Annotated in this window: 15 protein-coding genes; 6 read left to right on the top strand and 9 right to left on the bottom strand. The window is 65.0% G+C overall.

The window, feature by feature from the left end; all coding sequences use genetic code 11:
* Nucleotides 1–6: 6 nt before the first annotated feature.
* On the bottom strand, nt 7–1,290 hold the full coding sequence (locus tag ATC04_RS13480) for a deoxyguanosinetriphosphate triphosphohydrolase (protein ID WP_047118574.1): 1,284 nt from the start codon (nt 1,288–1,290) through the stop codon (nt 7–9).
* Nucleotides 1,291–1,355: 65 nt separating this feature from the next.
* Entirely contained in the window at nt 1,356–2,540 is a 1,185-nt protein-coding gene (gene dusB / locus ATC04_RS13485) for a tRNA dihydrouridine synthase DusB (protein WP_113606695.1), read from the bottom strand.
* A 103-nt stretch (nt 2,541–2,643) separates the two neighbouring features.
* Between dusB and ATC04_RS13490 the strand changes: the two genes are divergently transcribed.
* The 4 genes from ATC04_RS13490 to ATC04_RS13505 all read left to right on the top strand — a co-directional run bounded on the left by ATC04_RS13490 (nt 2,644) and on the right by ATC04_RS13505 (nt 5,682).
* Entirely contained in the window at nt 2,644–3,105 is a 462-nt protein-coding gene (locus ATC04_RS13490; RefSeq protein ID WP_047118573.1) for a hypothetical protein, read from the top strand.
* A 2-nt stretch (nt 3,106–3,107) separates the two neighbouring features.
* On the top strand, nt 3,108–4,781 hold the full coding sequence (locus ATC04_RS13495) for a DUF5671 domain-containing protein (RefSeq protein ID WP_047118572.1): 1,674 nt from the start codon (nt 3,108–3,110) through the stop codon (nt 4,779–4,781).
* Nucleotides 4,782–4,990: 209 nt separating this feature from the next.
* The gene (locus ATC04_RS13500) at nt 4,991–5,272 is read left to right on the top strand and encodes an antibiotic biosynthesis monooxygenase (RefSeq protein ID WP_047118571.1); all 282 of its coding nucleotides are present in this window, start codon (nt 4,991–4,993) and stop codon (nt 5,270–5,272) included.
* A 50-nt stretch (nt 5,273–5,322) separates the two neighbouring features.
* Nucleotides 5,323–5,682, top strand: coding sequence for an RDD family protein (locus ATC04_RS13505; RefSeq protein WP_286158849.1), 360 nt, complete (start codon nt 5,323–5,325; stop codon nt 5,680–5,682).
* Between the two features lie 184 nt (nt 5,683–5,866).
* Here the strand turns inward: ATC04_RS13505 and chrA are convergent, their stop codons facing one another.
* The 4 genes from chrA to ATC04_RS13525 all read right to left on the bottom strand — a co-directional run bounded on the left by chrA (nt 5,867) and on the right by ATC04_RS13525 (nt 10,558).
* On the bottom strand, nt 5,867–7,090 hold the full coding sequence (gene chrA, locus ATC04_RS13510; protein WP_047118569.1) for a chromate efflux transporter: 1,224 nt from the start codon (nt 7,088–7,090) through the stop codon (nt 5,867–5,869).
* A gap of 55 nt (nt 7,091–7,145) precedes the next feature.
* Nucleotides 7,146–8,153 carry a DMT family transporter gene (locus ATC04_RS13515; protein ID WP_052772288.1) on the bottom strand — a complete coding sequence of 336 codons (1,008 nt, stop codon included), beginning with the start codon at nt 8,151–8,153 and terminating at the stop codon, nt 7,146–7,148.
* Between the two features lie 82 nt (nt 8,154–8,235).
* On the bottom strand, nt 8,236–9,165 hold the full coding sequence (locus ATC04_RS13520; RefSeq protein ID WP_047118568.1) for a GNAT family N-acetyltransferase: 930 nt from the start codon (nt 9,163–9,165) through the stop codon (nt 8,236–8,238).
* Nucleotides 9,166–9,172: 7 nt separating this feature from the next.
* A complete protein-coding gene (locus tag ATC04_RS13525) occupies nt 9,173–10,558 on the bottom strand; it encodes a glycine--tRNA ligase (protein WP_047118567.1) in 1,386 nt (461 codons plus the stop codon).
* 181 nt (nt 10,559–10,739) lie between these two features.
* On the opposite strand from ATC04_RS13525, the gene ATC04_RS13530 reads away from it, so the two are divergent.
* Nucleotides 10,740–10,970, top strand: coding sequence for an RNA-binding S4 domain-containing protein (locus ATC04_RS13530; protein WP_047118645.1), 231 nt, complete (start codon nt 10,740–10,742; stop codon nt 10,968–10,970).
* Nucleotides 10,971–11,270: 300 nt separating this feature from the next.
* On the opposite strand, the gene ATC04_RS18905 is transcribed toward ATC04_RS13530, so the two are convergent.
* The 3 genes from ATC04_RS18905 to ATC04_RS13535 all read right to left on the bottom strand — a co-directional run bounded on the left by ATC04_RS18905 (nt 11,271) and on the right by ATC04_RS13535 (nt 13,210).
* The gene (locus tag ATC04_RS18905) at nt 11,271–11,825 is read right to left on the bottom strand and encodes a GNAT family N-acetyltransferase (RefSeq protein WP_082123831.1); all 555 of its coding nucleotides are present in this window, start codon (nt 11,823–11,825) and stop codon (nt 11,271–11,273) included.
* A gap of 367 nt (nt 11,826–12,192) precedes the next feature.
* Nucleotides 12,193–12,480, bottom strand: coding sequence for a hypothetical protein (locus ATC04_RS19405; RefSeq protein ID WP_152666802.1), 288 nt, complete (start codon nt 12,478–12,480; stop codon nt 12,193–12,195).
* Nucleotides 12,481–12,556: 76 nt separating this feature from the next.
* Nucleotides 12,557–13,210 carry an alpha/beta fold hydrolase gene (locus ATC04_RS13535; RefSeq protein WP_047118566.1) on the bottom strand — a complete coding sequence of 218 codons (654 nt, stop codon included), beginning with the start codon at nt 13,208–13,210 and terminating at the stop codon, nt 12,557–12,559.
* Nucleotides 13,211–13,392: 182 nt separating this feature from the next.
* Here ATC04_RS13535 and ATC04_RS13540 point away from each other — a divergent pair, with 182 nt between their 5' ends.
* On the top strand, nt 13,393–13,773 hold the full coding sequence (locus ATC04_RS13540; RefSeq protein WP_052772287.1) for a hypothetical protein: 381 nt from the start codon (nt 13,393–13,395) through the stop codon (nt 13,771–13,773).
* The last annotated feature ends 27 nt before the right edge of the window (nt 13,774–13,800 follow it).

The raw sequence follows: 13,800 nt of genomic DNA on the forward strand, positions 1-13,800 counted from the left end.
TCCCTTCTAAAATAGCGTTGCGTCCGGGGCCTCGCCCTTGACCAGGTAGGAGTGCCACTGGGTGGCCGACACGTCGGTGAGCGAGGCAACCTGGTCGATCACCACGCGCAGCTGCGCGTCCGTATCCGCCGCGTCCTCCCAGTCCGCGGCGAAGATGGGCTCAAGGTTGTCCCGGCCGGTCTCCATCAGCAGCTGGACCAGTTCCGAGAGCAGCGTGCGCTGGTCCTCGTAGAGCGGCTGGCGCCCCTCAGAGGTCATCACGTAGCTGGCGGCGATGCCCTTCATCACCGCGATCTCGTGCGCGGTGGCTTCCGGGACGATCAGGCTCGCGTTGTAGCGGGTCAGGTGCCCGGTGCCGTAGCGGGCGCGGGTGGCGTCCATCGCGGCCGCGGCGAAGCGCCCGATGAACTGACTGGTCATGTCCTTCAGCCCTGCCATGGAGCGGCGCGATCCGTCGAAGTGCGCCACCCATTCCTGGCTCTGCTCCAGGCGGCGCAGCGCCGCCTCGATGTCCTCTTCCGCGGTGGTGGGCAGGTACCAGTCCTTGGTGACCTGCAGCGCCCGCGCACGGGCAGCGTCTTGCTTCAGCCAGCGCAGCTGCAGGTTGCCGCCGACGATGGCGTCCTCCACATCATGCACCGAATAGGAGATGTCATCGGCCAGGTCCATGACCTGGCCCTCCATGCACACCACGCCGGTTTGGGCCTCGGGCACCGAGCGCAGCCAGTCGAAGACCGGTGCGTCATCCGCGTAGACCCCGAACTTGCGGGTGGGTTTCCCGTCGACCTGCGGAGCGTCGGCGCGCAGCCACGGGTACTTGCAGGCAGCGTCCAGCGAGGCGCGCGAGAGGTTCAGCCCGGCCGAGTGGCCGTTGTGCCTGAAGGTCTTGGTTTCCAGCCGGGTCAGCAGCCGCAGGGTCTGGGCATTGCCCTCAAAGCCGCCGATGCCAGCGGCCAGCTTGTCCAGCGCCTTCTCGCCGTTGTGCCCGAAGGGCGGGTGGCCCAGGTCGTGGGCCAGGCAGGCGGTGTCCACCACGTCCGGATCGCAGCCCAGCGCGGCGCCCAGCTCGCGGCCCACCTGGGCCACCTCCAGGGAATGGGTCAGCCGGTTGCGCACGAAGTCGTCCTGGGTCGGGGCGACCACCTGGGTCTTGGCGCTCAGCCGGCGCAGCGCCGAGGAGTGCAGCACGCGGGCGCGGTCGCGTTCGAAGGCGGTGCGGTAGGATTTCTTGGCCGGCTCGGGCACCCAGCGTTCCGCATCGGCATCGGTGTATCCGGGGATCTGAGTCATAGCTCCAAGTCTAGTGACTAATTGGCGGGCCGCCGGGGTTATCCACCGTCGGCGTAGAAGCCGGCCTAGCCGCCGGAGATGTCCAGCTCGGCGGCCTTGATCATTTCGCGGTGCGCATCGGTCATGGTGCGGGTGTCCAGCCAGCCGTCAGGGACGTGGGTCTTCTTGGGGTGGCCGGCGCGTCCACGGGTGCCTTCGGCGGCCTCGCCCGGGTACGGCAGGTCCAAATCCAGCTGGTCCAGCAGTTCGCGCAGGCGCGCAAGGGACGGGACCTGGGCCAGCTGGGAGCGGATCTCCCCGCCCACCGGGTAGCCCTTGAAGTACCAGGCGATGTGCTTACGGATGTCGCGCATGCCCTTGCCCTCGTCCTCGAAGAACTCGGCCAGCAGCTCGCCATGGCGGTACACGGTGTCCGCGACCTTGCGCACGCCGGGGCGGATGCGGTCGGCACGACCCTCGAAGGCCGCCTGCAGGTCGCCGAAGATCCACGGGCGGCCCTGGCAGCCGCGGCCGACCATGACGCCGGCGGCGCCGGTCTGCTCCACCATCTCGATGGCGTCCTCGGCGCTGAAGATGTCGCCGTTGCCCAGCACCGGCATGTCGTCCATGGCCTCGCGCAGGGTGGTGATGGCCGACCAGTCGGAGTGGCCGGCGTAGTACTGGCCCGCGGTGCGCGCGTGCAGGGTCACCGCGGCGGCGCCGTGGTCGCGGGCGATCTTGGCGGATTCCAGGTAGGTCTGGTGGTCGTTGTCGATGCCGGTGCGGATCTTCACGGTCAGCGGGACATCTCCCTTGGCCGCCTCGCGGGTGGCCGCCTCGATGATCGAGGTGAACAGGTCGGTCTTCCACGGCAGGGCCGAGCCGCCGCCCTTGCGGGTTACCTTGGGCACTGGGCAGCCGAAGTTCAAGTCGATGTGGTCTGCGCGGTCCTCTTCCACCACCAGGCGCACGGCGGCGCCGACGGTGGCCGGATCCACGCCGTAGATCTGGATGGAGCGGATGTCCTCGTCGTCGTCATGGGAGATGATGCGCATGGATTCCGGGTTGCGCTCGACCAGCGCGCGGGCGGTGACCATCTCGGTGACATACAGCCCGCCGCCGTATTCGCGGCACAGCCGGCGGAAGGCGCGGTTGGTCACGCCGGCCATCGGGGCCAGCACCACCGGGGTCTCGATGGTGAGTTTGCCCAGCTGCAGCGGGGGCAGCTTGAGGGTCGGCGTTTCGCTTTGCACATCAGTCAGGGTCGTCACCACTCCATTATCGCCCATGGGGGCAAATCCAGTGGTGAGATCTTGATCAAACCGCAATGTCACAGTACTGGTTTATCAATCCGCGGTAGTAGAAAATTAGGCTATGACAAGTATTTCTATGCCTGCGAAGGGCGCATTGATCGCCCTGGCAACGCTCAGTGTGGGCTTGATTATAGCCGCCCTGATTGTTGTTTCCCTGCGCCCCGCCCCTCCGCTGCGCGATGCTGACACCCCTACCGGGGTGGTCCAGCGCTACGTGCTCGCGTTCCAGTCCTCGGACCTGTCCGCGGCGCAGAAGCTTGTCGAGGACGGCGGCGACAAGCAGGTCTGCGACCCCTACTCCAGCGAGGGTGAGATCGCACAGGTCAGCCTGGTTCGCGAGGCCACCACCGAACAGACGTCGACCATTACCGTATCCATGGCCTACGGGAGCGAAGGCGGGTTGTTCTTCGAATCCTACGAATCGCAGGACGTCTTCGAACTGAAGAAGGTCAACGGCACCTGGCTGATCACCGCCACACCGTGGCAGATGGGCCTGTGCACCGCCGAAGAAATGGGGCTCTAGCCATGAGCTCACCGTCTAAATCCGCCACCGGGCAGACCGTCAACGCCCTGCGCGGCCTGATCCTGCACGGCCTGCTGCTGGTCCTGCTGATCCTGCTGGGCACGGGGCTGTCGTTGCTCGTCGGCATGGCCCTGCGTGGCCTGGTCGTCGACGACGACCGGCAGCTGGTCCTGGCCACCGCCTTGGCCTTCACCGTCATCCCCGGGCCATTGGCCTGGCTGCTGTGGGTGTGGATCCGCAAGAAGCTAATCGACGCGCACCCCACCGATGCGGCCATCTGGTCCCTGCAGGGGGCGGCCGTCTACCTGATCGCGCTGGTGATGTCCTCGGTCGCGCTGCTACGGCTGCTTTCCGGGCTGGTCGACGGCATTGCCTCGAATTCCTGGCAGGAGTTGACCGGCACCGTCGTGGGCTGGGGCTTGGTGGCCTTCTGGCAATTCCGGATGCTGAATTCAGTGAAGTACGCGCCGCGCGAACTGCCGCACCTTGCGGCCTGCCTGGGCAACGCCTATGCGCTGGGCCTGACCGCATTCTCCCTGGCCGCGGCACTGCGCACCGCGCTGGATCTGCTGTTCGTTCCGTCCGTGATCTTGGTGGGCCAGAGCCCGCTGCCGCGCCTGCTGGGCTCGGTGATCTGGGTGTTGGGCGCCGCCTTATTGTGGTTCTGGCACTGGAAGCTGCAACGGGTCCAGGCCCTGCGCGATATCTTCAGCTCCTTCGTGGTGATGCTGGTCGGCGTCTGCCTGGCCGCGCTGGCCACGCTGCTGGCGGCCGCGGCGACGTTGAACATCGTCATCCCGCTGCCGTGGGATTTCACCGAGATGGGCCTACGTTTCGCGGACTCGGGGCCGCTGGCGATCTCCGCGCTGCTGTCCGGCGCCATTTTCTGGACCTACCACCACCGGCAGCTCGCCGGCCGCGGCCTGCTGGTGGTAACGGTGTCGCGGCAGATCATCAGCGGCATTTCGCTCGCGCTGTTGGCCAGCGGCTTGGGCATGGTCGTGAACGCGCTGCTCGCTTCGGTCTCCTCGCCGCTGAATTCCGACACCGCTCCGTCGGTGCTGCGCACCGGCATCGCGCTGGCAGTGGTCGGTGTGGTGTTCTGGGCATTGTACTTCCGTCCGGGGGTCCCGGCAGATCCTGAGTCCCGGCGCGTGTACCTGGTGCTCTTCTTCGGCGTCAGCGCCGTGGTCGCCCTGGTTGCGCTGTTGATTGTCGGTTACCGCGTCTTCGAGATCCTGGTGGCCGGCACGTCTGCTGCGCTGAACCTGTTGGACTACATCCGCGCCCCGCTGGGATGGCTGCTCGCCACCGCGGGGGTGTCGGCCTACCATTTCGCCCTGTGGAAGTCGGACCGGGAACGGCTGGCCGCCCAGCGGCCGCAAGCCCCGGCGGCCCCGTCCGCAGGCTCCCCGGTTCCGGCCGAGCCGGCCCCGGCAGCAGCACGGACGGTCATCGTGGTGGCGCCGCATGGCAGCGACCATCTGCTCGCCACGCTGCAGCTCACCGAAGGACTGGCGGTGCGCTGGATCGCTTCCAGCGGCCCGCGCCTGCCCGAGGAAATCACCCAGCAGCTGGCCAACCGGATCACCGAAACCCTGGCCGCCCGGCCCGGCTCGCTGCTGGCCGTGGCCGGCTCCGACGGACAGGTGAGTTTCACGGAACTGGCGGACTGATCCCGGGCACCGCCGCGAGGGGTGCGGCAAGGAAGGCGCGCTCCTGGCTGGAGACGACGCGTGATCCCACGGCGGACAACGACAGGCCAGGGCGCCTTCGCCTCTTGCCTTCGGGCTCGAGGCCTGCAGGGGTCGATCGGTATTGAACCCTTAGGCATCAACGGGCGAAGGAATCCGACCGGGACTCAACCGAAACGGAGAATTGACGAATGGACCACGTGCGCTTGAGCGGCCGGCTGCTGTGCAAAAACACGACGGAAGCCGAACTGATGACGGCTTATCTCCCCGGGCATATCGAGCTCACCCGCAAGGAGCCGGGCTGCATCCTTTTCGAGGTCGCACCGACGCAGGATCCGCTGATCTGGTTGGTCGAGGAACGTTTCACCGATCCAGAGGCGTTCAGGACCCACCAAGAACGCGGGGCTTCGAGCTTGTGGGGACGGATGACCAGCGCAATCACCCGCGACTACAAGATCAGCGGGCTGGGCTGATAACGCCGCAAGCCATGGCAGGCCCTCCGGAGCCGTGTTAGCGTACAGCCGTGGCGGGCGCGCAGGAGTCGACCAGACCCGCTTTTTGGGGTCGGGTTCTGGCTTCGCTCGTGGATTACCTGATGATCCTCGGGTGGATGCTGGCGCTCGCGGCCACCGTCGCTCTGCTCTGGTTAAGCACCGGCAAGATCTATAACTGGCTTGAGCTGAGCCCGACCGGCGCACAGCTGCTGGGTTTCGCGGTCCTGGCGCTGCCCGTGGGCAGCTCCCTGTTTCCCACCGAGTCCTCCGCCGCCCGGGCGACACTGGGCCAACGCCGGCTGCAGCTGCAGGTCGTCGACGAGCGCACCGGTGAACGGGCTTCCTTACCGCAGATCCTGCTGCGCATCGCGGGCAAGCTGCTGCCGTAGAAGATCGCGCCTTTCTCCGTCTGGAATTTCGCGGCCATCGCTTCCACCGCCAGCAGCATGTTTCCGGTCTGGCTCTACACGGCGGCGGTTGTCGCCAACGTGCTGCCGGCGATTTATCTGCTGATGCCCGAGGTACAGCGTGAGGGCCGCGGACCACATGACCAGGCGGCCGGCACCAAGGTCCTCAGGCTCCGGCCAGCGCCAGCAGAACTCCTCCCAGGGCGCCGATAACCACCACGCTCCACGGCGGAAGCTTCCACGACACCAGCAGCACGAAACACAGCAGGCCCAGGGCGAACTGTCCTGCTCCCGTGACCGCGCTGGTGAACACCGGGCTGTATAGCGCGGCGGCCAGGATACCCACCACCGCCGCGTTGGCTCCGCGCATGAGGGCCTGCGCCCGCGGATGCGCTGACACTTTGTTCCAGAACGGCAGCACCCCCACTAGCAGCAGGAAGCCGGGAAGGAAGATGGCCGCCAAGGCGATCGCTGCACCGAGCACGCCGCCAGGACCCACCGTGGAGATGGTTCCCAGATAGGCGGCGAAGGTGAACAGCGGCCCTGACACTGCCTGCGCCGCTCCGTATCCGGCCAGGAAATCCTGGTTCGAGACCCAGCCGGTGTCCACCACCGCGCCCTGCAGCAGCGGCAGCACCACATGCCCGCCGCCGAAGACCAGCGCGCCCGAACGGTAGAACGCGTCGAACAGCGACAGCGCTCCCCACCCCGTGGCCGCCGCCGCAATCGGGGCACCCACCAGCAGCAGGGCCAAAGTGCCCAGGCTGACAGCGCCGGCACGGCGGCTGACAGTGAAACGCAGCGGCGCCTCCGAGCTCCCTGCCTGTGCAAGCTCAGGCGTGCGGCAAAAGAAGTAGCCGGCCGCCAGACCCAGCACGATCGCCAGCACCTGTCCCAGGCTGCCGCCCAGCAGCAGGGCGGCCAGCGCGGCGACCACCGCAATCGTGGCGCGGGTGGCATCCGGGGTCAGCGTCTTGGCCATGCCCAGCACCGCCTGGGCGATGATGGCCACCGCCACGATCTTCAGCCCGGAGAGCACCCCCTGGCCTATCGTCCCGGAGAAGAGCGAGGCACCGTAGGCGAACAGGGCCAGCAGCACCGCGGAGGGCAGCGTGAAGGCGGCAAAGGCGGCCAGCGCCCCGCGCATCCCGGCGCGATGCAGGCCCAGGGCGAAACCCACCTGGCTTGAGGCAGGCCCGGGAAGGAACTGGCACAGGGCCACCAGCTGCGCATACTGCGTGTCGGTGACCCAGCGGCGGCGTTCGCTCAGCTCGGTCCGGAAGTAGCCCAGGTGCGCTATCGGCCCGCCGAAAGAGGTTAATCCTAGCTTCAGGAAGACCCGGAACACTTCCCACGCCGATCCCCTTGGGGTGTGCTGCTCGCTGTTCATGGAATCAGCCTACTCGGGCAAGGAAAACACCAGGTAAACGGCGTTTCGTCCAGAACTAGCGGTGGATTTTCTGCCGGGTTTCCACCGCTGCGGTGGTCCCGCGAGCCCCCGATACCGAAGCCAGCGCCACCGCCAGCAGGGTCAGCAAGGTGCCCAGCACCGTCGCGGTGCTCACGTGGCTGCCGGCGGCCGGCACCACGATGTCCAGCACCAGCGAACCGACCAGCTGCCCGCCCACCGCGGCCAGGCTGGTGACCAGCACCCCCAGCCGCTTGATCACGGTGGCGGTCAGGCCCACGAAGATGCAGCCCAGCAGCCCGCCGATGTAGTACCAGGGCTCGGTGGGCAGCGGCGCGAGTTCCACCCCGCCGGCCAAGCGCGCGAGCAGCACGGTGGCCAGCACCGCGAAGCCCACCACGAAATTCACCATGGTGGCGGCGATCGCACTGCCGTAGGCCGCTGACTGCGCCCCGTTGGCCGCGCCCTGGAAGCCCATCAGCATGCCCACCAGCAGGGCGAAGCCCATGGGCAGCAGCTGGCTGGCCAGCTCGGTTCCGGCCGCGCCGGGGTTCACCGCCCACACCACACCCGCAATGGTCAGCACCACGCCGGTCACGCGCAGCGCGTTGATCTTGCGCGGCACCGCCCCGCCGAATCCCACGCGGTCCATCACCATGGAGCCGATGGACTGCCCGGTGACCAGGCAGACGGTGAACAGGGCCACCCCGATCAGCGGGACCGTGGCGGACTGGCTGAACACGATCATCGCTCCGACCGCTCCGGCGGCCAGGTACCACCAGGGGAACCGGCGCGCGCGCAGCACCGCAGGGATCCGCCGCACGCCCCGACGGGCCGTGGGCGTCACCAGCGCGGTGAGCACCAGGGCCAGCATGCCCACCCCGAAGCTGAACGTGGCCGCGGCGATCGGGTCGCCCAGCGCCGTGGCCAGCGCGCCGTTGATGCGCGACTGGATGGACAGCAGCAGCCCGGAACCGACGCTGAGCAGGATGAAAAGCAGGGTGCCGCCGGTGCGGGAGCCCGGCGTGGTGGTGCGGGAGGTCAAGAGCTGGCTTTCGTGCGGTAGATGTCCGGTTCACAAACTGCAACGGGACCTGCAATGCAGGTCCCGTTGCGGTGTGCCATGGCTAGCGAGCTGCGTCGCTGGCCATGATGTGGGTTGTGGAGATGACGGTGGCCTGCTCCACGCTGGCCAGCGCATCGACCAGCGAGGAGAGCACGAACATCGACGAGTCGACTTCGAGCTTCACCGGGTACTGGTAGACCAGCATGGCGACCATGTCGCGCACCGCCTCGGCCACCTCGTCGTCGCTGAAGGCCGGGTTGTGTCCCACCAGCACGTCGGAGGGGGCGTTCTCGCGGGCAGGGATGTAGCTGACGGCGAAGGCCAGCGGCACCCCGCCCTCGGACTTCGGCTTATCGCGCAGCACCAGCGCGGCCTGCGCCCCGGTGTTCTCGTCCAGCAGCATACGCTGGGCCGAGCCCACGGTCATGGCCGCCGGGTCCCAGTCCGCGTGCACCGCATTGTAGAAGTCCATGACCAGGCGGGTCAGTTCCACGCTGCCGGTGGACAGCTCCTCGATGACGCGGTCATTGGTGTCGAACACCGGTTCCGCCAGGGCTCCGGGTTCGATGATGACGTCTCGCGAGACCTGGATTTCGCCCAGGCCCAGCGCGGCGCAGAACGCCGCGGCGGCCTGCGCGCTGTCGCCGGCGGTCACGGTGTAGCGGGCCTTGAGCTCGCTCGCGGTCCCCGCCGGGATCTGCTCGCGCAGCCGCGCCACCAGTTCGGTGCCCACGCCGTTGCGGCGCATGTCCGGGGCGACCTCGACGTACAGCCACAGCCGCTGCGGGTGCAGCGACGAGGCGAAGACGACGCCCGCGCCGACGGCCACCGTGTCGACGGTGGCCACCAGCGTGCGGGAGAACGGCGCATCGCTGTTCTCGCGCAGCATGGTGCGATCCTGGTGGGCCTGCGGGGACCGCGGGTCGCCGAAGATCTGCAGCAGCTCAAGGTCGTCCCCGGAACGCCAGGGGCGGAATTCCAGTTCATTCATCGGGCGCCTAGGCTCCGTTCAGACGCTCGGCGAGGTAGGTCGCCACCTGGTCCAGGGAGACGCGCTCCTGGGCCATGGTGTCGCGCTCGCGGATGGTCACTGCCTGGTCCTCGAGGGTGTCGAAGTCCACGGTGATGCAGAACGGGGTGCCGATTTCGTCCTGGCGGCGGTAGCGGCGGCCGATGGCGCCGGCATCGTCGAAGTCGATGTTCCAGCGCTTGCGCAGCTCGGCGGCCAGGTCCTTGGCCTTCGGCGAGAGGTTCTCGTTGCGCGAGAGCGGCAGCACCGCGGCCTTGACCGGAGCCAGGCGCGGGTCGAGCTTGAGCACGGTGCGCTTGTCCACGCCGCCCTTGGTGTTCGGGGCTTCGTCCTCGGTGTAGGCGTCGACCAGGAATGCCATCATCGAACGGGTCAGGCCGAAGGACGGCTCGATCACGTACGGGGTGTAGCGTTCGCCGGTGGCCTGGTTGAAGTAGCTCAGCTCTGCGCCCGAGGCCTTGGCATGGCTGGACAGGTCGTAGTCGGTGCGGTTGGCGACGCCCATGAGCTCGCCCCATTCCGAACCCTGGAAGCCGAAGCGGTACTCGAAGTCGATGGTGCCGGCCGAGTAGTGGGCGCGCTCATCCTCGGGAACGTCGAACTGGCGCAGGTTCTCTTCCTTGATGCCCAGGTCCAGGAACCAGTCCCAGCAGTCCTTAACCCACGCATCGAAGAACTTCGGTGCGTCTTCCGGAGCAGTGAAGAATTCGATCTCCATCTGCTCGAACTCACGGGTGCGGAAGATGAAGTTGCCCGGGGTGATCTCGTTGCGGAAGGCCTTGCCGATCTGGCCGATGCCGAACGGCGGCTTCTTGCGGCTGGCGGTGAGCACGTTGGCGAAGTTCACGAAGATGCCCTGGGCGGTCTCCGGGCGCATGTAGGCCAGGCCGGCTTCGGAGTCCACCGGGCCGAGGAAGGTCTTCATCAGGCCGGAGAACTGCTGCGGTTCGGTGAACTGGCCCTTGGTGCCGCAGTCGGGGCAGGCGATTTCGCTCATGCCGTCCTGCGGGGCGCGGCCCTTCTTGGCCTCGAAGGCCTCGATCAGGTGGTCCTGGCGGTGGCGCTTGTGGCACTGGGTGCACTCGACCAGCGGGTCGGTAAAGGTTGCGACGTGGCCGGAGGCCTCCCAGACGGCCTTGGGCAGGACGATAGACGAGTCAAGACCCACCATGTCCTCGCGGCCGCGCACGAAGTTCTGCCACCATTCGCGCTTGATGTTTTCCTTCAGTTCGGTGCCCAGGGGCCCGTAGTCCCATGCGGAGCGGGAACCGCCGTAAATTTCACCGGCCTGGAAGACGAACCCGCGACGCTTTGCGAGGGAAATGACCTGATCAAGCTTGGACTGTGGCGCCATATCAACTCCATAGGAAATTACGAGGCCGCTGGTTGCGGTCCGTAGAAAAATACATACCCTCCAAGACTATCGTTTCAAGGCCTGTGAAACTAAGTCGGTCCAAGTTATCGGCAGGTGAACTTCCCCGCTCTTTTGCCACAGCAGCGCATGGACACCCCGTGCATAGGGAAGAATGGAGCACATGAGTGCTTCCGAAGCTTTTGAACTTGAAATCCGCGACGAGTCCATCCGGCTGGGACAGCTGCTGAAGCTGGCCAATCTTGCCGAAGACGGCATCCACGCCAAGGAACTGATTTCCGAGGGCGAAGTGACCGTGAACGGCCAGGTGGAAACCCGCCGCGGCGCCCAGATCCGCCAGGACGACGTGGTGTGCGTCAACGGAGAATGCGTGAAGGTTTCCAGCCGCGCCTAGTTCAAGGAAGTTCGGCTTCTGGGGGCGAAGGCGCTTGCCGACTGATTGGGAAGAGATGTCGGTATCCACAGGGCAAGTCTCGATCTTCAAGCACCGGCTTGTCGCTGATGGAGACTGGACGCGGGCAACCGAACAAGAAGGATGCCGTTCTGCTACCAGGATGGACCGGACGGCGCATATTGTGTCAAAGCTTCTGGCTGCAAAGTGCCTGTTGGCAATCTGAAGCGACTATCTATCGCTTAGAACCGTAGACGGTCGTCTGGGTGTGCCATGAAGCCAACGCTGCCGATGACCGACCGTTCACCAAGGCGTCCCCCGAAGATCGATATCGCCTTCCGGCCATTCACTCGCATGGCGCTTGACGGAACAGACGAGATTCGGGGCTCCCGCTGACACAATTTTTGAGCTCTGGTCGAGACGAGACAAACTACGCTCCGTGGCGTAAATCCGAACCCATCCTGCAGACTCGTAAAACGGTACAACTTCTTCTCTGCATCCAAGAAAACCAAATTCGATGCCAGCATCGTCGCGCATCACAGTTTGAGCGCAGCGCATTGTTTGTCTACCGATGCCGGTCCCGCGAAAACGTTTGTCTACTAGGACGCCGCCTGTTCCTGCAACCAGGATGTCCCGTGTCCCGACTAAAATCAGTCGACGCTGGAAACCAACGTGTGCAACCAACTCTCGTCCATGGAACGCCAACACATGAGTATCGGCAGGAGAATAGCCGTAGGGTTGTTCGGAGTCCCATGCGCCGAACTCGTTTAGGTACTCACTGTCGAAAAGTCTCTCAAGTGCACCAATTTCTTCCGTCGTAAGCTCGAAGTGCCGACGCACCTGCATAACTCCGTCCATGCCTCGCGTCTAAGCCGATGCACTGGTTGTACAGTCGATGCCGGGCTGCCCGTAGACCGGGTTTTTACAGGTGACGATGGGGTTCATGTCCGTCTATCCGCGTAAAACAAAAATTTCGTCCGGTCCGTCGCCGAACGACACCGGCTCATTTGCAGAAAAGACGCTCACTGACCATGGCGATGTGAGGCGAAATGGGGTTAGGTGCCAATCGGAGAATCGGTGCATCAGGTTCCGCCCGTTCCGGCCACAGCCTTGTCATGAGCTTTCGGTCCGCCTTGGAAATCTGTAGTCGTACCAAGGACGAAAATGCCGCCATGATTCAGCAATTCTGCGACCTGGCGAAAACTTGCCTTTGGTTCATCAACCTTCAAGAATGAAGGAATGTTCCCCGACATGAGGATTGCATCATAGGATCGGGAAGACCTTTCAGAGCGAGGTTTCCGGATGTGGTGTCGATGGCCGCTATGTTGCGAAAATACGCATGGCCATAGAGGTCTGCTGCAACGTCGGGGACTTCAGTGGTTGGATCAACTCTGTAAGCATCATGCCCAAGAGTTCGCAACCCGTTGACGGCATTGCCGATGCCGCACCCGATATCAAGGACAATGGAATTTCGCTTGATCATCATGTCAACAAACCGAACATCGACTTCCATATCATAGTCCAGGCTGAGAGCCCTTCATCGCGGGCCACAGGGCCTGAGCCAAGTACTCCGGCTCCGCAGGTCCGGCCTAGGATTCCAGCTTCAAGACTTCGCGTTTGAGGAAGGCATCGACATCCTGGATTTCTTCCATGCTCACCGAGTGGGCAATCTGCGGGTAGGTCTCGCTGGTCAGCTCGGTGTGGGATGGAACCCAGCCAAGGGTGAATTCGATCTTGTCACGGGTGATGACCGGGTCAGCGAGGTCCCGACCCCAGAACAGCGGCAACGGGTTGGCTTTGAGCTTCGCGTCGTCGAAGATCTCCAGTTCCGGGGCTTCTACTGCGAAACCGGACAGGCCGACCACTGCGGACACCGCCTCGCGCTGGTAACGGGCCAGCGACGTGGCCATGGCCATGCCCTGCGAGAAGCCGAGCAGCGTGAGGGACGAGTGCTGCGCCGCAATCGGTTCCAGGAAGGCCCAGAGGCCTTTCACGCTTTGCGCCACTGCGTCGACAGAGTAGTCGATCTCCTGCGACAGCGGGAACCAGCTGAACCCCGGTCCGGCCTGCAGCGGAGCCCGCACCGAAAGATAGGTGAATTCCTGCGGCAAATAGCGCGACAGGCCCATCAGGTCTTCTTCATTCGAGCCGTAGCCGTGCAGGAACACCAGCAGCGGCGTGCCCAGTCGGGATTCATCATTGCGGGAAATCAGCGCAACCGTGGATGCTTCAGGATTAGTCATAGTGTTCTAAGCCTAGCGACCCCCGCCCCTCGCCAGCGCATCGGACGACGCCAAAAGTACCAATCGCCCCGTTGCAATTCTGTAACGTTTGGATTTACTCGGGGCGTTGGCTTAACCATCGTGGTTGACTTGTGGAAATAGATGAACGATGTTTTCTCCACCCACCGAAAGCAGCCTCCGCGATGAATTTTGATGACGCCCCGCCGGAACTGATCGAAGAGCTCAACGATCCGGAAACACTATTCGATTCCGACCCGACCGGCACCATGGACGCGGCCTTTGCCGGCGTCAGCATCTTGTCCATACTCTTCCTTGTCGTTTTCACGCTGGTAGTCGTATTCATCATCGTTGTCTGGGTGCGCAACTACCGGGCGGCGAAGAACGCCGGGGTTGACATCTTCACCGTGCAGACCGACATCGCGGCCAAGGCCTCGAAGTCCGCGCTGCTCGCCCCGGCCCAGTCAAAGGAGGACCGGCTGCGCGAGCTGGAGGATCTGCGTTCCAAGCAGTTGATCAGCGCCGAGGAATACGCCGAGGCCCGCAGCAAGGTCCTGCTCGGATAGTTTTCTCGAATCGTTGACACAACGTTA

The sequence above is a fragment of the Arthrobacter sp. YC-RL1 genome, assembly GCF_001454985.1.
Taxonomy (GTDB): Bacteria; Actinomycetota; Actinomycetes; order Actinomycetales; family Micrococcaceae; genus Glutamicibacter; species Glutamicibacter soli.